The sequence below is a fragment of the Lutimonas vermicola genome, from assembly GCF_038433205.1.
Lineage (GTDB): Bacteria > Bacteroidota > Bacteroidia > Flavobacteriales > Flavobacteriaceae > Lutimonas > Lutimonas vermicola.
Map to the genome: position 1 here is coordinate 416,845 of NZ_JBCDNA010000001.1, position 22,892 is coordinate 439,736.

The following is a 22,892-nucleotide window of genomic DNA, read 5'->3' on the forward strand; positions in this document are numbered from 1 at the left end:
GTCTTGACATAATTTAAAAATACCATTAGCTGATGATTAAAATTGAAAACCTTCATAAGTCATACCCAATGGGGGATGATTCACTTCATGTACTTAAAGGCTTGAACCTCCATATCAAGGAAGGTGAATTCGTTTCTATTATGGGATCGTCCGGTTCCGGAAAATCTACCCTCTTAAATATTGTAGGTTTATTGGATATTCATGATGAAGGGAAATACTATCTAAACGGACAATTGATAGAAAAACTAGATGAGAAACGAGCGGCAGTTCTTAGAAATAAATTTTTGGGTTTTGTATTTCAGGCCTTTAATTTGATCACCTATAAAAGTGCTTTGGAAAACGTGGCTTTACCCCTTTATTATAAGGGTGTCGGAAGAAAGGAAAGACAGAAGATTGCTATGGAATATTTAGATAAAGTAGGTTTGCGTGATTGGGCAAATCACCTTCCAAGTGAATTATCGGGGGGGCAAAAACAAAGAGTTGCGATTGCCCGGGCCCTGGTAACCAATCCCAAAGTTGTACTTGCTGATGAACCTACAGGTGCTTTGGACTCTACTACTTCACATTCTGTAATGGAACTGCTTAAAGAGATCAACAAGGAAGGAATGACTGTTTTTGTGATTACGCACGAAGAGGAAATTGCAGCAGAAACAGATAGGATCGTCAGACTACGTGACGGTGTGATTATCAGTGACGAGAAAACAGAAAAAAAAATAAATGCATAAATCATGTTTGATTTAGATCGTTGGAGAGAAATTTTTCAAACCTTAAGCAAGAATAAATTAAGAACGGCTTTATCAGGTTTTACCATTGCCTTTGCCATTCTTTTGTTTACGCTTCTTTTTGGTATGGGTAACGGTCTGAAACATTTTTTCGAAAGAGAATTTTCAGGTGATGCCATGAATTCGGTTTATATTAATTCCGGAATTACGACAAAGCCTTATAAAGGGTTTCAAAGTGGTCGAAGAATTCAATTCAGAAATGATGATACAAAGTTTATCAATGAAAAATTTGAAGAGGATATAGCTTTCTTTAGCCCCAATATACAACGAAATAACGTGCTTGCCATTTATAAGGGAAATCAAAATCGTTATACCGTTAGAGGAGTATATCCCGATTACCAGCCATTGGAATCTGCCGTTATAGAAAAAGGCAGGTTTATAAGTTTTTTAGATCTTAAGAAAAGAGCAAAAGTTCTTGCCATAGGGCGTTTGGTGGAAGAAGATCTGTTCGGGAATAAAAGTGCTTTGGGCAAAAACATTAATCTAGACGGGATTTCCTATCAGGTAGTTGGTGTATTTAGTGACCCTGGAGGAGATAATGATGAGCGATTTATCTATACCCCTTTTACGACTGCCCAGGGTATGTACAGGGAAAATGATGAGCTTGATTATTTTGGCCTTACCTATAACCCAAAGTTAAGTGTTGATCAGGCGCTCTCATTTACATCGATGCTTACAAAAATGCTAAAGGAAAAACATGGGGTGGACCCAAGAGATCAAGGCGCTTTACGCGTTAGAAATTATGCCGAAGGAGCTAAAAACGTGCAACAGTTTATTATGGTTTTGAACGTGATCATTCTTTTTATCGGTATAGGAACACTCATAGCCGGTGTGATTGGGATCAGTAATATCATGGTCTATATCGTAAAAGAACGGACCAAAGAATTAGGGATCAGAAAAGCCTTAGGCGCAACTCCAAAGTCAATAATTTCAATGATTATGCAGGAATCTATTTTTGTTACTGCGATTGCAGGGTATCTAGGATTGATGATGGGTGTGTTTGTATTAAAAGGGATAGGTGACAATCTGGAAAAATACTTTATTGTAAACCCGAGTGTTGAGACCTATGTAGTGGTAGGTGCGACCATTGTTCTAATCGTAGCAGGAACTATAGCCGGTTATATCCCGGCGACACGAGCTGCACGAATCAAGCCGATAGTGGCTTTAAACGATGAATAAATAAAAGGCGATGAAATTTATATTTGATCCAGATACATGGCAAGAGATTTACGAAAGTATTCGTAAGAATAAAATGCGGGCAGCCATTACAATAATAGGGGTAATGTGGGGTATCTTTTTATTGATCGTTTTATTGGGAGCTGCCAGGGGAATGAAAAATAACTTCAATAAGCTATTTGGCAATTTTGCGACAAACAGTGTTTTCGTTTGGGCCCAATCAACAAGCATGCCTTTTAAAGGATTTCAGGAGGGAAAAAACATTAGACTTAAATTGAGCGATGCCGATTATATTATGAGTGAAATAGAGGGTTTGGAATTTGTGGTCCCAAGACATCAAAGGCAATCACAAGCCACAAATAATTTCAAAACCGGAACCTTTGGTATTTTTGGTGATTATCCCGAACTGGATTTGGTAGAGAAAAAAGAACTCCTGAGCGGAAGATGGATAAATGATAATGACATCAATGAAAAGAAGAAAATATGTGTCATTGAAGAAGAGATCTATAAACAATTGTTTGATAAAGATGAAGATCCCATAGGCCAGTACATCAAGATCAATGATGTTAACTATAATGTGGTGGGCATGTATAAACAGGGGCAACTTCGAATGGGAGGGCCTCAGGGAGCCATTCATATTCCTTTTACGACTTTTCAACAGGTTTACAATACGGGCAATACGATGGGTTGGATGATGATTACCGGAAAACCGGGCTTTGATATCAAACAAATAGAAGCGGATGTAAAATTATTGCTAAAAAACCTGCACAAAGTACACCCGAAAGACAACCGCGCTTTTGGCAGCTTTAATCTTGGAAACGAAATCAAAAAATTCACGGGTTTTTTAAGCGGAATGCAGTTTCTGACTTGGTTCGTCGGTATTGCGACCTTGATTGCCGGTGTCTTTGCAATTGGAAATATATTGTTGATAACGGTAAAGGAGCGGACCAAGGAAATTGGAATCAGAAGAGCCCTTGGGGCTAAACCCTGGGAGATCAAAAGGCATATCATGCTGGAGTCAGTTTTCTTAACCAGCCTGGCAGGGGCACTGGGTATTATTTTCGGAGGGCTGGTTTTAATGTTGATTGATGCAACCATCGGGAAAGGGGATAACGCGGCTTTGACCAATCCTACAGTTGATATACCTGTAATACTCATTGCTGTTTCGACCCTCATCATCCTGGGTACACTGATTGGGTTAATTCCGGCACAGGTTGCTGTAAATATTAAGCCAATAGAAGCTTTAAGAGATGAATAATTAATAATCAAATTGAATAGTAAATATAGTAAACATGAAAAAAAAGATAATTTTCGGAACCATTATTATCGCTTTAATAGCAGTTTTGGTATGGCTGGGGAAAAAGAATAGCAAGTCTCCGATAGAATACGAAACTGAAAAGCCTTTTAAAACGAATATCGTTAGAAAAACGGTTGCAACCGGAAAGGTAATTCCCCTTGAAGAGGTAGAGATTAAGCCTCAGATTACGGGAATTATAGAAAAAATATTTGTTGAAGAAGGACAAAAATTAAAAAAAGGAGATTTGATTGCGAAAGTTAGGGTGATACCAAATGAGCAGGCGCTGGCGAGTGCAAGAGGTCGCGTGAGCAAAGCTGAATTGGCAGTCAACAATGCGAGTATCGTGTATAAACGAAATAAGAAATTATATGATAATGGTGTAATTTCACAAAAGGACTTCGACGAATTCAAATTAAATTATGATCAATCCAGGCAAGACCTGATCAATGCACAAAATGATTATCAGATCATTCAAAAAGGATATACCGGGAAGGGAGGTTCTGCCAATACCAATATTCGTGCAACGGCCACTGGCATGATCCTTGAAATTCCGGTAAAAGAAGGATATCAGGTAATTCAAAGTAATAATTTCAACGCGGGCACCACAATTGCCTCCATTGCTGATATGAGTAAAATGATCTTTGAAGGAAAGGTAGATGAGGCAGAGGTTGGGAAATTGGAAGAAGGCATTGACATTGAAGTTGGTTTAGGAGCGATAGAAAAAAAGAAATTTCCGGCAAAATTGAATTTTATAGCTCCTAAGGGAACTGAAGAGAATGGAGCAGTACAGTTTAAAATCAAAGCAGATGTGGTTCTTGATGAGGAATATTTCGTAAGAGCAGGTTATAGCGCAAATGCAGATATTGTGCTGGAGAAGAAAGACAGCGTGATGTCTATAAAGGAATCCCTTATTCAGTTCGATAAGAAAACAGAAGTTCCTTATGTGGAAATCAAAACAGGAGACCAGGAATTTGAAAGAAAAGATGTAGAGTTGGGAATTTCAGATGGTATCAATGTGGAAGTTATTTCAGGGGTTTCAGAAGATGATGAGATCAAGATCTGGAACAAAACTAAAAAAGACGGTGAAGAGGGTAACGAATAGAACTTCTTAGGATAATATGAACCCTGCATAAGCAGGGTTTTTTTTAGCTTCAGAACTTCCCGGATAAAATACGGTAAGATCAAAAAAAATGACTTTTATCAATGGTATAGTCATTTTTTTTTAAGAAATTTATGCTATTATTAATTTTAAGATATTACAGCCATGGAGACAAAATTAGTTTATTTGAGCGATTTGAAGTTTAATTTAAAAGTTTGGAAGGAAGAATTAAGGTTTCACAGAAAGGAGATGGAGAAATTTGAAAAGAAACTGGAAAGTATTGCCAAACGGAATTTGGGAATTGAAGCAATGGCTCCTTTAGAAGGCTTTCAAAATAAAATAATACGTGAAAAAGAAGTAATTGGCAGAATGCTGCAGAGAATAAGAATGAAGAAAAAAATTATCGCGACTACTGATCTCAGCGAGGAATTGGATGGCAGGTTAAGAAATCAGCAAACCTCAATGAGAGATGATATGAAAACCTATATAAAATTGCACTATGAGTTAAAAGAAGATCTAATGGATTATTTCTTAAGATGGTTGTAAGCAAAAAACAGCTCCCTTTTAAGGGAGCTTTTTTTATCTATACAAATTGACTTGAAATTTTCTCAGCTTTTTTAGACTCAGCATAGTCATAAAAACCTTCTCCTGATTTTATGCCTAATTTACCCGCTGCCACCATATTGACAAGTAAAGGACAGGGCGCATATTTTGGATTTCCGAATCCGTCAAAAAGAACCTTTAAAATCGATAGACAAATATCAAGCCCAATAAAATCAGCTAATTGCAACGGACCCATGGGATGTGCCATGCCCAGTTTCATTACTGTATCTATTTCATACACCCCTGCAACGCCTTCATATAGCGAATAGATAGCCTCATTGATCATTGGCATCAATATCCTGTTGGCAACAAAACCCGGGTAATCATTTACTTCGACCGGCACTTTTCCCAGTGTTTTTGACAAGGTCATGATTTTATTGGTTACTTCATCAGAAGTGGAATACCCCCTAATTACTTCTATAAGCTTCATAATCGGAACAGGGTTCATAAAATGCATACCTATCACCATGTCAGGCCTGTGCGTTACCGAAGCAATTTCGGTGATTGAAATGGATGAAGTATTCGTTGCCAAAATTGCATTTGCAGGAGCCAATTCATCAATTTGAGAGAATATCTTCTTCTTAAGGTCAAGGTTTTCACTAGCAGCTTCGACAACGAGATCAGCTTCGGCCACACCCTTTGCTATCTCAGTAAATGTGCTGATATTTTGCAACGTGGATTTCATTGTTTCAGGTCTTATCTTTTCTTTGGCCAGCAAACGCTCCAAGTTCCTTTCAATGCTCGATAAGGCTTTTTGCAAAGCGTTTTCAGAAATATCTACAAGGCTTACCCGAAAGCCATTCTGAGCAAATACATGGGCGATTCCGTTACCCATGGTTCCGGCACCAATTACTGTGATGTTCTTCATTTGTATGACTTTTTTGGGGGCATGGTGCGAAAGACCCTGTCCCAGATCGTATTAGAAACTCCAAAAGCTTTATCCGGATATTTGTAATGATGAAGACTGTGATGCCTCCATAAATATTTGAATCTTTTGGGTGGTTTTGAAACGTGAGTGGCCCGATGCAAAAATGAATACAACAAATATCCAAGAAAAAAACCGGGAAAAAAAGCCCAGGTATAGGCTGGTATTCCTACGATGCTAAACACAAGATAGAAACCCAGGAAAAGGATACAGGCCATAATCAATCCAGGCACTGGTGGCATAAGCAATCGTTCTTCATCTCTTGGAAATAAATGATGGGATCCATGCATAACAAAATGAAATCTTTTTACCAGTTTATTCTCAGAAATCCAATGAAAAAGATATCTGTGTAACATGTATTCGGCAAAGGTCCAGAAGAAGAGGGCAAAAATAAAAAAAGCCAGAAAGTGAATTACGGGTATTTTCTGGATAAAAACAGCGACATAGGTCAAAATTAACAGGACCAGACCATATACAATGATATTCTGTTTCAATGAGGTTCTGGTGAGGCTTTCAAGAAATGGGTTTTTGAAAATGGTTGCGCTACCTCGATGATGTTCTGTAGTAACTTTTGGTTCCATGATTAAAAATTATTAATAATTTGCTGTGCCACCTGTAAAGCTCGAGTGCCCTGCCGCAGTGATACGATAGGCGTTGAACCATTATTGATAGCGTCAGCGAATGATTCTAATTCATCCAGAATGGCATTATTTTGCTCAATCCTCGGATTCTCAAAATAAATTTGCTTTTTATTGCCTTCGGCATTTTGAAGTATCATAGCAAAATCATCAGGATTTTCAGGAGCATCCTTCATTTTGACAACTTCACTTTTTTTCTCAAGAAAATCAACAGAAATATAGGCGTCTTTTTGAAAAAATCTTGACTTTCTCATATTCTTTAATGAAATCCTGCTTGCAGTAAGGTTGGCTACGCAACCATTTTCAAATTCAATTCTGGCATTGGCAATATCCGGTGTATCACTTATGACGGATACTCCGCTGGCATGGATATCCTTTACTTCAGAATTGACGACACTTAAAATAATATCTATGTCATGGATCATCAAGTCAAGCACCACGGGCACATCTGTACCCCTTGGATTGAATTCAGCCAGGCGGTGAGATTCAATAAACATAGGGTTCGAAATCATATCCTTCACTGCCGTAAATGCCGGGTTAAATCGCTCAACGTGCCCAACCTGTCCTCGAATTTTCTTTTTCTGAACGAGATCCCTGAGTAATTCAGCCTCCTCAACAGTCTTGGTGATTGGTTTTTCTATAAAAATATGTTTACCTTTTTCAATGGCACTTACAGCACAATCAAAATGGTTTAATGTTGGTGTTACAATATCAATAACATCTACTGCATCGATTAATTCATCTATACTCGTAAAATGCACATATCCAAATTCATTGGATACTTGTCTAGCGTAATCTTCAATAGGGTCATAAAATCCGACCAATTCATATTTTGAAGATTGTTGGAGTAGCTTTAAATGAATTTTACCAAGATGACCAGCACCTAAAACGCCTGCTTTTAGCATAAAAAAATATTTCGTTAAAAATACAAAATCACCAGCTAATTAAACAAGCGCTTGAGTAAGAAAAAGCAAAAAAATAGCTTTAGGGGTTTTATTCTACAACAACCACGGCCAACCTTGATCCATCAGGGCTAATTGCTAACCTGCTTATTCCTTCAAAAGGAAATTCAGATTCAATAATGACGGGCTGCCAGTCTTTATCCTTTCCAGGATGAAATTTATAGATCTTTTCTCCTTTGCCCATTAATAAGGTTCCTTTTACCGTCCAGGCAATGTCTTGAGAACCTGGCAAGGCATCCGTAATATATTTAGTATTGCTGTTTAGTGGATCGATAGAGTAGATTTCAGGAACTTCGTGATCGAGGCTTATATAACTAACCAAACCCTTTCCCAATCCGGCAGATTCCGGAATTTTATTTAATGATCTGCCAATATTGCTTTGAATAGGGTATCTGATATTATATTTAAAGTTTGTCACCTGCAAGGTCTCAACATCATCAATAACGAAACTTATGATTGTTTTTTCATTGAACCACATATAGTAACCAACTTTTAAATCAGGGATCAGTAATTTGGGTGGCTTTTTTTTAAAATTATACTTATAGATATATTGTGTTCCATCCTGATTTAGTCTGACGCACGAAAAATATTTCTTCTTACCGGGGAAAGGCATTGGTGAAAATTCACTTTCTTCTGTGTTAGTTAACCACACCCTGTAATTTTCGTCAATAAAGTATTTTGAAATATCGGATTGCCCGTCTCTAAACGAAGTGAATAAAATGCTCAATCCATCCTCAGTAAAGCTGGGTTGGTTGTCATAACCGTCATTGTTGGAAATGTTGACAGGATTATTAATGGTTATTGTGTTTTCCTGTTCTTTAAGATCAAATAAATATATTTCTGTAGGCTCCTGTGCAATCATAAGATTACATAGAAGTAACATCAAAATCGAGGGGATTATTCTGATATACATGTAAATTAAATTAAGCTATTTCAATATCAAATATAGCATTAATATAAATGCAACTGTTCAAAATATAGATTTGATTTTAAACAGACTATAACACCAAAGCTCTTTTTTAAGGTTAAAAGCAATACTTGTTCTCTTTAATAAGTATGACCGCAATCTCTTTTCTTAAAGCAATAACGTCAGGGATATTTGTATATTTAGTAAATCGTTTCAGTCCCATCAACATCATTCGTTGCTCGTCTCCTTCAGATAGATAGGCTATAGCTTCCTGACCTTTTTTATTGACAATGCCCACCGCATTACTCAAATTTAATTTAGCCATGGCAATCTGACCTTTTGAAGCTTCCTCTGAGCTTAATGCAACAACTTTTTCTGATTTTAAAAGAGCACTTTCCGCCATATATATCTCAATAAGGACCTCAGCCGCGGCTAAAATTAATTGTTGATGCTGCTCCAATTCCATACCAAAAGTCTCAACAGCCTTTCCCGCAATCATCAGAAATGCTTTTTTGAGCTTCCTTATCATTTCCTTTTCTTCCGAAAACAACTCGCTGTAATCAGGGATGTCAAAAGAAGGTATTTCCATGAGGCTTTTACCAACTGCCATAGCCGGTGTCAAAAGGTCAAGGTCTCCTTTAAATGCTTTTTTCAACAGCATCCCTATGGTTAACAGCCTATTGATTTCGTTGGTTCCTTCATAAATTCTGGTAATTCTCGCATCTCTCCATGCAGCCTCCATTGGCGTGTCTTTTGAAAAACCCATACCTCCAAATATCTGAATGCCTTCATCGGTAACAAATTGCGAAGTTTCGGAGCCATAGACCTTTAAAATTGCTGCTTCAATGGCATATTCACTAAAAGCTTCCAATTCAGCTTCCTGATGTGTTTTACCGGATTCCAACAAGTTGTCGATGTAATTTTGAATATCTTTGGCGGCTCTGTAAGAACCTGCGTCAATAGTGTAGGTTCTTGCGCTCATTTCAGCCAGTTTAGCCTGTATGGCGCCAAAGCTCGAAATTGGTTTTTTAAATTGAACCCTTTCGTTGGCATATTTAATGGATTCTGTAAGTATCCTTCTGCTTGCGTCAAGACAGGCAGCAGCCAATTTAATACGACCTACATTCAGAGAATTAAGTGCTATTTTAAATCCTTGCCCTCTTTCACTTAACATGTTCTCTACAGGAATCTTTGTGTCATTGAAGAATACCTGTCGCGTTGAGGAGGATGTTATACCCAGTTTCTTTTCTTCTTCACCAAAAGTAACCCCGTTCGGTGCTTCCTTGTCGTATTCCAATAAAAATCCGGTTATATTTTTATCGTCTTCAATACGGGCAAAAACAATGAAAATTTCTGCAAAACCAGCATTTGAAATCCACATTTTCTGACCATTGATCAGATAATATTTTCCATCTTCAGATAAAGTGGCCGTGGTTTTCCCTGAATTGGCATCACTTCCCGCACCGGGTTCGGTTAAGCAATAAGCTCCGAATTTCTCTCCGGCAGTAAGTACTGGCAAGTATTTTTGTTTTTGTTCTTCTGTGCCATAGAGAAAGATAGGCATTGTACCAATCCCGGTATGCGCCCCATACGCAGTGCCCAAAGAGCCCGATGCAGCAGAAATGTAATCGGTTACAAGCATCGTTGATACGAAGCCCATTCCAATCCCACCGTATTTTTCAGGGATAGAAATACCAAGAAATCCCATTTCGCCTGCTTTTCTCATCAATTCTTCGGTAAGGGCATAATCTTTTTGCTCAAAGCGTTCTTTAATTGGCCAAACTTCCCGATCAATAAATTCAATAACGCTTTCCTTCATCATTTTTTGTTCTTCGGTAAACTGTTCAGTGATAAATACATCCTCTTTATTCACTTCTCTGATGAGAAATTCTCCTCCTTTTATAGTTTTCATAATGACTTTTTTTTTATCGATTGGATTCAATCTTTTATTTTAATAACTCGTATACGCCAGCAGCTCCCTGACCGGTTCCAACACACATGGTTACGAGGCCGTATTTTTGATTTCTTCTTCGCATTTCATTAAAGAGCTGTACTGAAAGTTTTGCTCCCGTACACCCCAGCGGATGACCTAAAGCAATAGCACCGCCATTCACATTAACAATATCCTTATTCAGGCCTAATTCACGAATAACTGCCAAGGACTGAGAAGCAAAGGCTTCATTCAATTCAAATAACTCTATGTCTTTTAGCTTCAGGCCTGCCTGTGACAAAGCTTTAGGCACTGCAGCTACCGGTCCGATACCCATTATTCTGGGTTCAACCCCAACAGCGGCGTAGCTTATCATTCTTGCTATGGGCTCCAGATTTAGTTCTTTTACCATCTTCTCACTCATCACCAGAACAAAAGCCGCTCCATCGCTCATTTGTGAGGAATTTCCAGCGGTAACACTTCCATTATTTGCGAATACCGGTCTTAATTTTGACAGGGCCTCCACAGAAGTGCCTCTTCTTGGTCCTTCATCTGTTTTCGCCGTATAATTTCTAACTGTTCTTTTACCGTTCTTGTCTAAAAAGATCTGCTCTACATGTATGGGTGCAATATCCTCCTCAAAAATATTATTATCAACGGCATGCAGTGCTTTCATGTGAGATTGGTAGGAAAAAGCATCCTGATCTTCCCGACTGATCTTATATTGATCGGCAACTGCTTCGGCTGTAAGCCCCATGCCCCAGTAATAGTCTTCATGACCTTCTTTAGCAGATTTATAATTTGGTACAGGTCTGTAACCGCCCATGGGGATATAGCTCATACTTTCAACGCCACCTGCAATAATACAATCGGCCATTCCAGCCTGTATTTTAGCCGTTGCCATACTAATGGTTTCCAGTCCTGAAGCGCAATAGCGATTTACCGTTACACCGGCCACATCGTTTGAATTCGTACCCATCAAAGATATCAACCTTCCTACATTAAGCCCTTGCTCGGCCTCAGGCATGGCATTTCCAACAATAACATCATCTATTCTTTTTACATCCAGTTCCGGTACTTGTTTCAATAGATATTCAATGGTTTCAGAAGCCAGCTCATCAGGTCTTTTAAACCTGAAGGTACCTCTTGGAGCTTTTCCAACTGCTGTTCGGAATCCTTTTATTATATATGCTGTTTTCATGGTTTAATTTCTTAATGGTTTACCTGTTTTTAACGTGTGTTCTATTCTTTCCAAAGTCTTGCGTTCGGTTAACAGAGAAAGAATGGCTTCTCTTTCAAGGTCAAGTAAGTACTGCTCTGATACCAAAGTGGGTTCAGACAGATCTCCACCTGCCATAACGTATGCTAATTTATTGGCGATCTTTTTATCGTGTTCAGAGGCGTATCGGCCTTTTTCCAGACTGTCAGTACCAACAAGAAACATTCCCAGTGCCTGTTGGCCCAATACGTTGACTTTTTGAGTAACAGGTCTGGTATAACCATCTTCAAGAATTTCTATGGCATACCTTTTTGCTGTGGCAATCTGCCTGTCGGCATTGACTACGACCAAATCTTTGCCTTTCTGAAAATAACCAAGATCAAAAGCTTCTTCAGCAGAGGTCGCAACTTTAGCCATGGCAATATTGATAAAAGCATCTCTCAGCCTGTTGAGTTTGACATCATCTTTTTCCCATAAATCCGACACGCGTTTGGTCATTTCCTTTGTGCCGGCTCCTGCGGGTATAATACCAACCCCAAATTCAACCAGGCCCGTGTAGGTTTCAGCGGCAGCCACAACCTTATCGGCATGAAGACTCATTTCGCAAGCTCCTCCAAAGGTCATCCCTCTCGGCGTTATTAAGGTAGGCACCGAACTGTATCTCAGTCTCATTACTGTGTCCTGGAACATTTTTGTCGCCATTGCCAATTCATCATATTCTTGTTCTATCGCCAACATAAAAGCCATGGCAAGATTTGCACCCACAGAAAAATTCGCTGCCTGATTCCCTAGGATTACGGCTTCATATTCATCTTCTGCAAGATCGATCCCCTTGTTGATAGCTTGTAAAACACCACTGCCTATTGTATTCATTTTAGATTGAAATTCAACGTTTAAGATGCCATCACCTAAATGTTGAATTGAAGCTTCTTTATTCTGCCATATCGTTTTGGCTTCTCTGATATTGTCTAAAATAATAAAGGCATCCTGTCCGGGAATCTTGACATGTGTATTTGCTTCCAAATCAAAGTAACATGCAGAACCCTGATCAATGCTGTAAAAGGAATCGCTTCCCTTTGAAAGCATTTCCCTCACCCAGCTATTGGGCTCATATCCTTCATTTTCCATCATTTCGATACCTCTTGAAACACCTATTGCATCCCAGATCTGAAATGGGCCATGTTCCCATCCGAAACCGGCTTTCATGGCATCATCTATCCTGTACAGTTCATCAGATATTTCAGGAATTCTGTTTGAAGCATAAGCAAAAATCGCAGAAAGTGTCTTTCTGTAAAACTCCCCGGCCTTATCGTTACCGTTCACCAATATTGTAAACCTGTCTATGACCTTTTCCACTGTTTTGGTTTTTGCCAGAGTAGGAAAAGAAACTTTGTTGGCCTTTCTATACTCCATCTTGTCAAGATCCAGCACAAGGATTTCCTTTTTGCCGTCAGCCATGGTTTTTTTATAGAAGCCCTGCTGAGTCTTGCTTCCTAACCATTTTTTTTCCATCATGGTATTGATAAAGTCAGGAATTGCAAAACTGTCGTGCATTTCGTCATTTGGCGCGTTTTGAGCTACACCATTTGCTGTATGCACCAAAGTATCAAGGCCAACCACATCAATCGTTCTGAAGGTAGCCGATTTAGGACGTCCAATAAGCGGACCTGTGAGCTTGTCAACTTCCTCCACACTAAGTCCCATTTCCTTAACAATGTGAAACAGACTCATAATTCCAAAGATTCCGATTCGATTACCAATAAAAGCAGGGGTGTCTTTGGCAAGAACAGAAGTCTTACCCAAGTACTTTTCACCATACATCATTAAAAAGTCTGTTACTTCAGACAAGCAAGAAGGGCCGGGAACTACCTCAAAAAGCTTTAAATACCTTGGAGGGTTAAAGAAATGCGTAACTGCAAAGTGTTTTTGAAAATCTTCGCTTCGACCTTCATTCATGAATTTTATAGGGATTCCAGAGGTATTCGAGGTAATAAGACTACCTTTTTTTCTAAATTTTTCAATCTTTTCAAATACCTGTTTTTTGATATCCAATCTTTCAACTACGACCTCAATAACCCAGTCGGCATCCTCAATTTCACTGAGGTTATCTTCCAGGTTGCCAGTGGTAATTCTAGAGGCAAATGACTGATGGTAAATAGGAGATGGTTTTGATTTAAGGGCGGCACTAAGGCTGTCGTTCACCAGCCTGTCTCTAACCTGTTTATCTTTCAAGGTAAGTTTTTTCGCTTCTTCTGCTTTACTTAGTTCTCGTGGAACAATGTCCAGAAGCAATACTTCAACACCGATATTCGCAAAATGACAAGCGATTCCGGAACCCATGATTCCTGAGCCTATCACAGCAACCTTATTAATATGTCTATTTTTCATTGGATAATTTTTTGTGCTATAATTGTTAGTCCTTAAAGATTAATTTTTCACATATAAGCTTGTTAATCATATCAGTAACCTCAAAAAAGTGACTGATTTTTATTGGATCGACATGTTCTCTCACCGCTTGATTAAACTGGTATACTGAAGCTTTCGATATTTCTCTCTTTTCAATACCCAGCTTGGTTAATTTTATAAAAACACCACGACCGTCCTCCGGATTTTTTTCTCTAAAAATATATCCTTTTTCTTCCATGCTGTTCAAAGTCCTCGATAAACTGGTAGCCTCCATTCCCATTGATGGGCCCAAGGCAGTCGATGGCGTTCCGTTTTCAACGTCAATATATAAAAGAGCCATTGCCATGGCCATAGTACTTTTGTGTTTGGCAGCCTGTTCATTGTAGGTTTTGGCTACGGCTTGCCAGGTTGCCCTTAAAGCATGATCTATTGATTTTTCTTTTTGCATAAGTCAAATATAACAAAAAATACTATGCACGCATAGTATCTTGAAAAAAATTTATTATTTCAAATAAATATTTGTAAATTGAAATCTCAATCAATGCATAACCAAACAAATGAAGTTTTTATGGAAATACGTGAATTAATAGGAAAAATAACACTTCAGGAAAATATAAGTCCCATTGAAAGAAACAAAGTAAATGGCACATTCGTAATTCATATTCCTAATCCTTTAGCATCGTACTACAGTCGTTTTACTGAAGTGAATAAGCCGAACTCGATTGTTTTCGTAACCAAAAACCCTGTGTCATTCGAACAAATTCTCAGAGCAACAAAAATCATCAATGCGGAGCATAACCTTAAATTAAATGGCGCCAAATCTGAGTTAAACATTGGAAGACATAAATTCAGCGGTATCAGGGTCACCGGGATTGAGAGATATACCAATATTGGTATGGTTCAATCGGCCTATCAGGAACGCGGTTTTGAGTTTCATAAGAACGTAAAACTCGGCAAAGGAACAGATGCCTTGATTAGGGTAAATAAATTCTTTAATATGATCAGTATTGAAGAAAAGATTTATCAATCACCAAATAACAAAGACAGGTTTTATTTTGAGATCCCCAGATATGTCGATTGGGAAGATTTCAGGGAAATCACTTTTGACATTAAAAACAATATTTCAGTGAGCAATTACGACATTGCCAAAGGTATTATTTACGAAAATGACGGTATAACAGACATTATCAGAGTTATCAAACCCAATATTACAGTCGATATGGTTCGCCTGATTCGTGAAAAATATGCACATAAACTCAGCTGAATAATTTAATCTCTTTTTCGACGTTCATTTTACTATATTTGAATTTTTAAAATTCTTCTATGGATCAAATTTTGGTGGCCGAAAATATCGTAAAGAATTTTGGTTCCTTCAAGGCTTTGAATAATGTCTCATTAGAGGTACCTAAAGGCAGTATTTTTGGATTGCTGGGCCCCAACGGAGCCGGGAAAACTACCTTGATCAGAATTATCAATCAAATAACCATGCCTGATGAGGGCCGGATTGAATTTGACGGCAAGCCACTTACACCTGATGATGTACACTATATTGGTTATCTGCCAGAAGAAAGAGGCTTATACAAACGGATGAGAATTGGGGAGCAGGCGCTTTATCTGGCGCAGCTAAAGGGTATGTCGAAACCTGATGCAAAAAGAAAATTGAATTACTGGTTTGAAAAATTTGAAATTAGTCCATGGTGGAATAAAAGAGTAGAGGAACTATCAAAGGGGATGGCCCAAAAGTTACAATTTATCATTACGGTCCTTCATGAACCCAAATTATTGATTTTTGATGAACCATTTAGTGGTTTTGATCCAATCAATGCGAATTTGATAAAGAATGAAATACTGCATCTTAATAAACAAGGTGCTTCCATCATATTTTCGACACACAGAATGGAATCGGTTGAAGAGTTATGTGAATATATAGCCCTTATTCATAAGTCGAATAAAGTGCTTGACGGAAAATTGCAGGATATTAAAAAACAATTTAAAACGAATACTTTCGAAGTGGGTTTATCTTCGGATCATAAATCTTTGCTTCAAACGGAGTTAAAGGCAAAATTTGAAGTGAGTCCGGCAAGCTTTAAATCGCTTGAAGATGATTTAAAATTAAATATCAAACTTTCTGACAATCAAACTTCTTCTGATCTGATTCGATATTTGAACAGTATGGCTTCGATCACGCATTATAAAGAAGTGATACCGAGCGCCAGCGATATTTTTATTCAAACCGTTAACCGGAATTCTTAAAAATTTGATCATAGCAATTATATGAATAAGTTAAAATTAATCATTCAGAGGGAGTTTCTGGCCAAAGTTAGGAACAGAACCTTTATCGTAATGACATTTTTGAGTCCTGTTTTAATGATCGGTATGATTGCTCTTGTTGCATTACTCACAAAAAGCAGCATTGAAAAAAAAAGTTCTGTGGCATTTGTAGATGATTCAGGCTTGTTTAGTAAAGATGATTTTATCAAAGAGAAGTCTATTTCGTTCGAAAATTTAACAGAAATAGGCCTGGAAAGGGCAAAGGTACTGGTTCGGGAATCCTCTCAGGAAGGGCTGCTTTACATACCTGCAGAACAAGGTATTGATGAAATCGCCAAGGGTGTTCAATTTTTTTCCGACGAGTCTCCAAGCATGATTACTATTTCTACCTTGGAATCTATTCTTGATAAGAAACTCGAAAATGAAAAGATGAAGGAACTCGGGCTGGATCTTATCAAACTCGAAGAGTCTAAAGTTGATATAGATATCAAACTGTCGAATTTTAGCGGTGTTAAATCTTCCAAACTGATCAATGGCATTAAAATAGGTATCGGAATGGGAGCGGGGTATTTGATCATGATGTTTATTATTATTTATGGCGCTATGGTGATGAGAAGTGTGATCGAAGAGAAAACAAGCCGAATAATTGAGGTGATTATTTCGTCTGTAAAACCCTTTCAGCTCATGATGGGGAAAATTCTTGGTACGGCAGCAGCCGGTTTGACACAATTCATTATTTGGGGAATTTTATTGATAGTTATTTTTGTTGGAAGTTCCTACTTTTTTGGCGTCGAATTACATAACAATGGCGTCGGTGTGCAACAAATGGGAATGGAACATATGGATCAAATTGCTCAGAATGACACACAACTTCTTTTCGATGAATTGATGGGTTTACCGCTGATCAGTACTTTTATCTATTTTATTTTGTATTTTTTAATGGGCTATTTGCTTTATAGTTCGCTTTATGCAGCAATAGGTGCTGCGGTTGATAATGAGACCGATACACAACAATTCATGTTGCCCATTATGCTTCCTTTAATGCTGGGGGTTTATATTGGCTTTGCAACGGTTATTAATGATCCACATGGTACTGTGGCTACTGTATTTTCAATGATACCATTTACTTCGCCCATCGTTATGCTGATGAGGATTCCTTTTGGTGTTCCCTGGTGGCAGATTTTGATGTCGCTAAGCTTGCTCTTTCTGAGTTTTCTGGGCATAGTTTGGATTGCGGCCAAAATATATAGGGTAGGGATCCTGATGTATGGAAAAAAAATAAATTATAAAGAATTAATGAAATGGATAAGGTATTAATTTCCATTGCTCTTTAATCAAGAAACAACATGCAGAAAATATTAATTATCGAAGATGAGGACGCAATCAGAAGGGTGCTGGTTAAAATCATTAAAAATGAAAATAACGGTTATGAAGTAGAAGAAGCTGAAAATGGTTTGCAAGGGCTTGAGCTTATACAAACCCATGATTATGACCTTGTGCTATGTGACATTAAAATGCCTAAAATGGATGGGGTGGAAGTTCTGGGGAAGGCCCAGGCCATCAAACCCGAAATACCCTTTATCATGATTTCAGGGCACGGGGAACTGGAAACAGCTGTTCAGACCATGCGGTTGGGAGCATTTGATTATATTTCAAAACCGCCTGATTTGAATCGTTTGCTAAATGCAATAAGGAATGCGCTCGATAGAAAGAAGTTGCTGGTTGAGAATAAAATCTTAAAGAAAAAGGTCGACAAAAACTATGAGATGATCGGTGAGAGCAAGGAGATCCTCAGAATAAAGGAAATTATTGAAAAAGTAGCTCCTACAGAGGCTCGTGTTTTGATTACGGGAGCAAATGGAACTGGAAAAGAACTGGTTGCACACTGGCTTCATCAGAAAAGCAGCCGTTCAAAAAACCCAATGATAGAAGTGAATTGCGCAGCGATTCCTTCTGAACTGATTGAGAGCGAGCTATTCGGCCATGTCAAAGGGTCGTTTACAGGGGCAAACAGAGACAGAGCCGGAAAATTTGAAGCTGCCAACGGTGGAACAATTTTTCTGGATGAGGTAGGGGATATGAGCCTCTCTGCCCAGGCAAAGGTTTTAAGGGCCTTACAGGAAAATAAAATCAGCAGGGTGGGAAGTGATAAGGACATCAAAGTTGATGTCCGGGTCATTGCGGCTACCAATAAAAATTTGGAGGAGGAAATTTCAAAAGGAAGGTTTAGAGAAGATTTGTACCACCGTCTGGCTGTGATTTTGATTGATGTTCCTTCACTTAATGAACGAAAAGAAGATATTCCGTTACTTATTGAATATTTTTCAGATTTGATTGCCGGTCAGCAGGGCAATACGAAAAGGAAGTTTAGTGAAGGTGCGCTTGAATTGCTTAAAGACTACAACTGGACAGGTAACATCAGGGAACTTCGAAATGTTGTGGAAAGACTGATGATTCTTGGAGGAGAAGTAATCACTGAGGATGATGTGCGCTTATTTGCCAATAAGTAAGTCGGGCCAGTCTTTTCCAAGGACCATTATTTGTTTTCAGGCCTTCTCTTTCGGTACTCGGACAAGAGTCTCTTGTTGAAATTCATTTCTGCGACGTATAATTTCATCAGTTTGACCGGAGGAAGTATTTTAGAAAGCTCTTTATACATTTCTTCTTTGGTCTCGGCAGCTTCCTGCTCCAGTGCCAGCATATCAAAAAGGGTCTTTCTTGCATCTGAGTCACTCAGGTTTTCAGGACCTCCTAATTCTTTAATTCGATGTTTTTCTCTCCTGACTTTTTCCACTTTTAACTGAAACATTCTTTTGTCGTATTTATTGTAGACGGGCCAAAATTTCTCAGCCTCGGAAGAACTCAGATCAAGTTCCTGGGTAATATAGGCTGTTTTATATGCTCTCATACGTTCTTTACCTCCTTCCTGGGCGCTGACCTCCTTTGAAAAAACGAGGATCAAAAATACCATGATCAATATCTTTTTCATACTGTTAATTTTCTATAATTATGTTTTCAATATCTATATCATTCAAATAGTCGAATACCTCTTCATCTGTATAAAGAGGATTTTCCAATTCAATGTCGCTAAAGGCTTCAGCAATCTCATTTGAATTGAAATAAATCAAATCAGCCTCTATCCAATTTGCTATTTCCTGATCCTGTAAAAGCAGCTGATTGTCGGTGTTTTTATCAGTATTCATGTATTGAATGCCAAAAAACAACAAAATGGAAGCTGCAATTGATAAATAAAACACCCGGTAATTTCGATTATTGAGAGGGATAATTCTAGGATACTTAGTTTTCGTTAGTTTAGACTCAAGTTGATCAAAATATCCTTTAGGAACGATGAGCCCATGCTTTCTGCCAATCTTATCCAAAGCAGTTGTATCAGGGATCTTTTGAATTTTCATTTCTTTGTCCAAGTCTTTTAAATTCGAATTTTCCAAATCCTGAAAAGTTATACCCAAGCGATCTTCCAGTGTTTCAAGATAGCCTTTGGGTACAGTAAAACCAGTACCTGATGTTTTTATTTTACTCAATATGCTCTTTTTTTCTCGGTCCATTTTAAATAGCTCTTCTAGTCTGTGATCACTAATAGTGACTCAATTTTTTTCCTCGCATGGTGATATGAAGCTTTTAAAGCACCTACGGAAGTATCTAAAATATCAGAAATTTCTTGATACTTCATTTCGTCGAAATACCTCATATTAAATACTAATTGCTGCTTTTGAGGCAAGCTTATGATTGCTTTTTGCAATTTTAATTGAATCTCGTCACCATCAAAATGAATGTCAGCCTTAAGGTTCTGAACCCTTTGTTCTTGCAGCTCAGTAAGGCCAGTATTCATCTGTTTGGCTTTTTTGTTTAAAAAAGTGATTGACTCATTCGTTGCAATTCTGTACATCCATGAATAGAGTTTGCTGTCGCCCTTAAAACTGTCGATATGCTTAAATACTTTTATAAAGGTGTTTTGCAATATGTCATCAGTGTCTTCATGGTTCAATACAATTTTCCTTATGTGCCAGTACAGCCGCTCTTTATGCGTCGATACGAGGATGCGATAAGATGCTTCCCTGGTCTGGGGATTCTTCAATTGACCAATAAGAACTTCCTCGTCAAACACTAATTTTTATTTATTTAGACTCCTTAAGCACTGAAAAGTTTAAAGTTCCTCAAAAAAAATGAAAATAGTTTTAAATATACGTTAAAATCTCATGGATAATTTCAGGTTGAGAACCCTGCTGCTTAGGTAATTTGGAATGGCAACATAGCGATTGGAAGATACGTCTTTGACCCAGGTATTGGTAATTGAATTTTGGTTGTCGAACATATTAAACAATTCCAATCCTGCCGAGAGCTGCTTGAATTTTTTCTGCCATGCAGCTTTTGCCGGATTATTAAAATCAACAAAAACATAGGAAATGCCAATATCTGATCTAAAATAAGCCTTCAAACGGTTTTGGTATAAATAAGGATCGGCATAGGAGGGAGACCCCCCGGGTACCCCGGTGTTATAAACCAGGTTTAAATACATTTTAAGGCTGGGAACCGACGGTACATAATCCTGGAAAAGAAGGGCCAACTTTAATCGCTGATCAGTTGGTCTGGAAATGTATCCCCTGTCATCTATATTCTCCTCGGTCTGAAGGTATCCGATGCTGAACCAAGATTCTGTTCCGGGCACGAATTCTCCATTGAGCCTCAGATCAATCCCTGCTGCATAGGCTATGGCGTTATTTTTTGCCCGATACCTGATTCTGACATTATCAATTGTAAAAGGGTTTACTTCGGTGAGATGCTTGTAATATATTTCACTGATAAGTTTAAAGGGCCTCCCCCACATGGCAAAACTATAGTCATGTCCGAAAACTATATGTACCGATTTTTGAGCTTTTACTTCAGGATGAACAACCCCTAAGGAGTCACGTAATTCACGGTAAAAGGGAGGTTGATAGTACAGACCTCCTGAAACCCTGAACAGCATGTCTTTGTCCCAGTTTGGTTTAATTGCGAATTGACCCCTGGGACTAATAACTGTATGAGAGTCAGATTCAAGATCATCACCGCTAATTTGCCAATGTTGGGCCCTAAGCCCTAAATTATACCATACTTTATGGTCGTTTATATTAGATTTTTTACTCCACTGCCCAAAACCTGAGACACGCTGTATTGTAACATCGTTAGTTGCGTTGACACTGACAAATGGAACGATAGGGCCGTTAAAGGGAGTATAGGGTTGGTCATTTCCTGGCGTCAGAAATGGAGGCCTTAAAGAGAATCCGGATGAATCCACAACCTGGAATTCATTAATCCTGTCTTTTATGTTTTCGTGTTGGTATTTTGCTCCAAATTCAAAAAGGTTAGAGGCTTTTCTCCAATTTGCCGTGACTTTTATGCTGTTGATCTGTGCTTTGAGATTATTTCTTGCATGATCTAATTGAGATCCTATAGTCTGAACGAAACTGGTATTGCCAAAATCATCCGAGCCAAAATTGGCATCAACTTCTCCTAAGCCATAAAAGGATAGTATATCATAGTATTCCTGTTCCTGAGTATTGTAGGAAGATGCCGTTAAAGAGACTGAAAAATCTTCTGAAAATTTATAATTTCCCTTTAAGGCACCAAAAATAGTCTCGTATTGATCTTCCTCTTTTCCTTCATAATTCACTACATATGACAATGGGTTTGTTAAGGTCCCAAAATTTGTTTGTCTTGATCTTGGTGTAAAATCAAAATTATTGAGGGAATAACTACCCAGAAAATCCAATGAGAATTTTTCACTGAAATCATATGAGAGATACATCTGAACATCAGTAAAATTAGGATTGAAATTTGCATCCACATCATTACTGTTGAGAAATAAACTATTGTTTCTGTATCTGGCGCCAACAAGGGCTTTAAACTTTTCATTTTTCGACAAACCCTCAACAGATGCCGAGGCACCCAGAAAACTCGCCTCAAAACTTGCTCCAAAACGAGAAGGCTTGCGATAAGTGATGTCGAGAACCGAAGATAATTTGTCACCGTATTTTGCTTGAAAACCTCCTGCCGAGAAATCGACATTTTGGGTCAATTCGGGGTTTACAAAACTCAATCCTTCCTGCCGACCTGACCTTATAAGAAAAGGGCGGTAAATTTCTATGCCATTGACATAAACAAGGTTTTCTTCAAAACTCCCGCCTCTGACATTGTATTGAGTGCTTAATTCGTTATTGAAATTTACACCGGGAAGTAATTTTAAAACACTCTCTATTCCCTGATTGGCGCTTGGTAATTGTTTAACGGTTCTGCTTTCAATACCTATTAACCCTTGACTATTGGCTCTTTCATCAATAATGATAATCTCATCAATTGATTCTGTTTTATTGTATAAACGAGGAGAGAAATAGAGTGTTTTGCCTTTTTGAACCCTAAAGGTTTTTGAGAAACTGTTATAAGAAACATGCCCATACCTTATGGTTACACTTCTTCCTGCCGGAATCAGGATCTCATAGGAGCCATCCTGATCAGTTACCGTCCCAAGGCCTCCAATGCTTATAGTGGCATTTTCTATAGGATTATTGATACTGTCTAATACCTTGCCCTTGATAGTAGCGGTTTGTCCTGATAGTATTTGAACAGAAAAACTAAAAAGAAAAATGGTTAGAAACTTTGCTTTCAAGGGGTTTTCAAGG

21 protein-coding genes are annotated in these 22,892 nt (G+C 38.2%); 9 read left to right on the plus strand and 12 right to left on the minus strand.

Going from position 1 to position 22,892, the window contains the following annotated elements:
* Positions 1-32 precede the first annotated feature (32 nt).
* The 5 genes from AABB81_RS01920 (at position 33) to AABB81_RS01940 (ending at position 4,900) form a co-directional block, all read left to right on the plus strand.
* Positions 33-725, plus strand: coding sequence for an ABC transporter ATP-binding protein (locus AABB81_RS01920; RefSeq protein WP_342158219.1), 693 nt, complete (start codon positions 33-35; stop codon positions 723-725).
* A 3-nt stretch (positions 726-728) separates the two neighbouring features.
* Entirely contained in the window at positions 729-1,961 is a 1,233-nt protein-coding gene (locus tag AABB81_RS01925) for an ABC transporter permease (protein WP_342158220.1), read from the plus strand.
* Between the two features lie 10 nt (positions 1,962-1,971).
* Positions 1,972-3,216 carry an ABC transporter permease gene (locus AABB81_RS01930; RefSeq protein WP_342158221.1) on the plus strand — a complete coding sequence of 415 codons (1,245 nt, stop codon included), beginning with the start codon at positions 1,972-1,974 and terminating at the stop codon, positions 3,214-3,216.
* A 34-nt stretch (positions 3,217-3,250) separates the two neighbouring features.
* Positions 3,251-4,357, plus strand: a complete 1,107-nt coding sequence (locus tag AABB81_RS01935) for an efflux RND transporter periplasmic adaptor subunit (RefSeq protein ID WP_342158223.1) — start codon at positions 3,251-3,253, stop codon at positions 4,355-4,357.
* A gap of 162 nt (positions 4,358-4,519) precedes the next feature.
* Positions 4,520-4,900, plus strand: coding sequence for a hypothetical protein (locus tag AABB81_RS01940; RefSeq protein ID WP_342158225.1), 381 nt, complete (start codon positions 4,520-4,522; stop codon positions 4,898-4,900).
* 37 nt (positions 4,901-4,937) lie between these two features.
* On the opposite strand, the gene AABB81_RS01945 is transcribed toward AABB81_RS01940, so the two are convergent.
* From AABB81_RS01945 to AABB81_RS01980, 8 genes are all read right to left on the minus strand, one after another.
* Complete coding sequence (locus tag AABB81_RS01945) at positions 4,938-5,825, minus strand: 3-hydroxyacyl-CoA dehydrogenase family protein (protein WP_342158226.1); 888 nt, start codon at positions 5,823-5,825, stop codon at positions 4,938-4,940.
* Positions 5,822-6,463, minus strand: coding sequence for a sterol desaturase family protein (locus AABB81_RS01950; RefSeq protein WP_342158227.1), 642 nt, complete (start codon positions 6,461-6,463; stop codon positions 5,822-5,824). The genes AABB81_RS01945 and AABB81_RS01950 overlap by 4 nt, the downstream gene beginning before the upstream one ends.
* Positions 6,464-6,465: 2 nt before the next feature.
* A complete protein-coding gene (locus AABB81_RS01955) occupies positions 6,466-7,425 on the minus strand; it encodes a Gfo/Idh/MocA family protein (RefSeq protein ID WP_342158228.1) in 960 nt (319 codons plus the stop codon).
* A gap of 88 nt (positions 7,426-7,513) precedes the next feature.
* Positions 7,514-8,395, minus strand: a complete 882-nt coding sequence (locus tag AABB81_RS01960; protein WP_342158229.1) for a TolB family protein — start codon at positions 8,393-8,395, stop codon at positions 7,514-7,516.
* A 112-nt stretch (positions 8,396-8,507) separates the two neighbouring features.
* Positions 8,508-10,301 (minus strand): acyl-CoA dehydrogenase family protein, encoded by a 1,794-nt coding sequence (locus AABB81_RS01965; RefSeq protein WP_342158231.1) that lies wholly within the window; start codon positions 10,299-10,301, stop codon positions 8,508-8,510.
* A 34-nt stretch (positions 10,302-10,335) separates the two neighbouring features.
* On the minus strand, positions 10,336-11,520 hold the full coding sequence (locus AABB81_RS01970) for an acetyl-CoA C-acyltransferase (protein ID WP_342158232.1): 1,185 nt from the start codon (positions 11,518-11,520) through the stop codon (positions 10,336-10,338).
* A 3-nt stretch (positions 11,521-11,523) separates the two neighbouring features.
* Positions 11,524-13,926 (minus strand): 3-hydroxyacyl-CoA dehydrogenase/enoyl-CoA hydratase family protein, encoded by a 2,403-nt coding sequence (locus AABB81_RS01975; RefSeq protein WP_342158233.1) that lies wholly within the window; start codon positions 13,924-13,926, stop codon positions 11,524-11,526.
* 25 nt (positions 13,927-13,951) lie between these two features.
* The gene (locus tag AABB81_RS01980; RefSeq protein ID WP_342158235.1) at positions 13,952-14,392 is read right to left on the minus strand and encodes a MarR family winged helix-turn-helix transcriptional regulator; all 441 of its coding nucleotides are present in this window, start codon (positions 14,390-14,392) and stop codon (positions 13,952-13,954) included.
* A 93-nt stretch (positions 14,393-14,485) separates the two neighbouring features.
* On the opposite strand from AABB81_RS01980, the gene AABB81_RS01985 reads away from it, so the two are divergent.
* Genes AABB81_RS01985 through AABB81_RS02000 form a run of 4 tightly spaced genes read left to right on the plus strand, consistent with a single transcriptional unit; the run spans position 14,486 to position 18,725 of the window.
* Positions 14,486-15,208 carry a hypothetical protein gene (locus AABB81_RS01985; protein WP_342158236.1) on the plus strand — a complete coding sequence of 241 codons (723 nt, stop codon included), beginning with the start codon at positions 14,486-14,488 and terminating at the stop codon, positions 15,206-15,208.
* Between the two features lie 59 nt (positions 15,209-15,267).
* Entirely contained in the window at positions 15,268-16,197 is a 930-nt protein-coding gene (locus tag AABB81_RS01990) for an ABC transporter ATP-binding protein (protein ID WP_342158238.1), read from the plus strand.
* Positions 16,198-16,218: 21 nt separating this feature from the next.
* A complete protein-coding gene (locus tag AABB81_RS01995; RefSeq protein WP_342158239.1) occupies positions 16,219-17,532 on the plus strand; it encodes an ABC transporter permease in 1,314 nt (437 codons plus the stop codon).
* A gap of 29 nt (positions 17,533-17,561) precedes the next feature.
* Complete coding sequence (locus AABB81_RS02000; RefSeq protein ID WP_342158241.1) at positions 17,562-18,725, plus strand: sigma-54-dependent transcriptional regulator; 1,164 nt, start codon at positions 17,562-17,564, stop codon at positions 18,723-18,725.
* A 26-nt stretch (positions 18,726-18,751) separates the two neighbouring features.
* On the opposite strand, the gene AABB81_RS02005 is transcribed toward AABB81_RS02000, so the two are convergent.
* The 4 genes from AABB81_RS02005 to AABB81_RS02020 form a co-directional block, all read right to left on the minus strand.
* Positions 18,752-19,204 carry a hypothetical protein gene (locus AABB81_RS02005; protein ID WP_342158243.1) on the minus strand — a complete coding sequence of 151 codons (453 nt, stop codon included), beginning with the start codon at positions 19,202-19,204 and terminating at the stop codon, positions 18,752-18,754.
* A 4-nt stretch (positions 19,205-19,208) separates the two neighbouring features.
* Complete coding sequence (locus AABB81_RS02010; RefSeq protein WP_342158244.1) at positions 19,209-19,757, minus strand: hypothetical protein; 549 nt, start codon at positions 19,755-19,757, stop codon at positions 19,209-19,211.
* 38 nt (positions 19,758-19,795) lie between these two features.
* Positions 19,796-20,341 carry an RNA polymerase sigma factor gene (locus AABB81_RS02015; RefSeq protein WP_342158246.1) on the minus strand — a complete coding sequence of 182 codons (546 nt, stop codon included), beginning with the start codon at positions 20,339-20,341 and terminating at the stop codon, positions 19,796-19,798.
* An 81-nt stretch (positions 20,342-20,422) separates the two neighbouring features.
* Entirely contained in the window at positions 20,423-22,879 is a 2,457-nt protein-coding gene (locus AABB81_RS02020) for a TonB-dependent receptor (protein ID WP_342158248.1), read from the minus strand.
* Positions 22,880-22,892: the final 13 nt, after the last annotated feature.

Bases quoted from the DNA above. Each gene is read 5' to 3' on its own strand.
- AABB81_RS01920 (WP_342158219.1), top strand. From the start codon at position 33: ATGATTAAAATTGAAAACCTTCATAAGTCATACCCAATGGGGGATGAT.
- AABB81_RS01925 (WP_342158220.1), top strand. From the start codon at position 729: ATGTTTGATTTAGATCGTTGGAGAGAAATTTTTCAAACCTTAAGCAAG.
- AABB81_RS01930 (WP_342158221.1), top strand. From the start codon at position 1,972: ATGAAATTTATATTTGATCCAGATACATGGCAAGAGATTTACGAAAGT.
- AABB81_RS01935 (WP_342158223.1), top strand. From the start codon at position 3,251: ATGAAAAAAAAGATAATTTTCGGAACCATTATTATCGCTTTAATAGCA.
- AABB81_RS01940 (WP_342158225.1), top strand. From the start codon at position 4,520: ATGGAGACAAAATTAGTTTATTTGAGCGATTTGAAGTTTAATTTAAAA.
- AABB81_RS01945 (WP_342158226.1), bottom strand. From the start codon at position 5,825: ATGAAGAACATCACAGTAATTGGTGCCGGAACCATGGGTAACGGAATC.
- AABB81_RS01950 (WP_342158227.1), bottom strand. From the start codon at position 6,463: ATGGAACCAAAAGTTACTACAGAACATCATCGAGGTAGCGCAACCATT.
- AABB81_RS01955 (WP_342158228.1), bottom strand. From the start codon at position 7,425: ATGCTAAAAGCAGGCGTTTTAGGTGCTGGTCATCTTGGTAAAATTCAT.
- AABB81_RS01960 (WP_342158229.1), bottom strand. From the start codon at position 8,395: ATGTATATCAGAATAATCCCCTCGATTTTGATGTTACTTCTATGTAAT.
- AABB81_RS01965 (WP_342158231.1), bottom strand. From the start codon at position 10,301: ATGAAAACTATAAAAGGAGGAGAATTTCTCATCAGAGAAGTGAATAAA.
- AABB81_RS01970 (WP_342158232.1), bottom strand. From the start codon at position 11,520: ATGAAAACAGCATATATAATAAAAGGATTCCGAACAGCAGTTGGAAAA.
- AABB81_RS01975 (WP_342158233.1), bottom strand. From the start codon at position 13,926: ATGAAAAATAGACATATTAATAAGGTTGCTGTGATAGGCTCAGGAATC.
- AABB81_RS01980 (WP_342158235.1), bottom strand. From the start codon at position 14,392: ATGCAAAAAGAAAAATCAATAGATCATGCTTTAAGGGCAACCTGGCAA.
- AABB81_RS01985 (WP_342158236.1), top strand. From the start codon at position 14,486: ATGCATAACCAAACAAATGAAGTTTTTATGGAAATACGTGAATTAATA.
- AABB81_RS01990 (WP_342158238.1), top strand. From the start codon at position 15,268: ATGGATCAAATTTTGGTGGCCGAAAATATCGTAAAGAATTTTGGTTCC.
- AABB81_RS01995 (WP_342158239.1), top strand. From the start codon at position 16,219: ATGAATAAGTTAAAATTAATCATTCAGAGGGAGTTTCTGGCCAAAGTT.
- AABB81_RS02000 (WP_342158241.1), top strand. From the start codon at position 17,562: ATGCAGAAAATATTAATTATCGAAGATGAGGACGCAATCAGAAGGGTG.
- AABB81_RS02005 (WP_342158243.1), bottom strand. From the start codon at position 19,204: ATGAAAAAGATATTGATCATGGTATTTTTGATCCTCGTTTTTTCAAAG.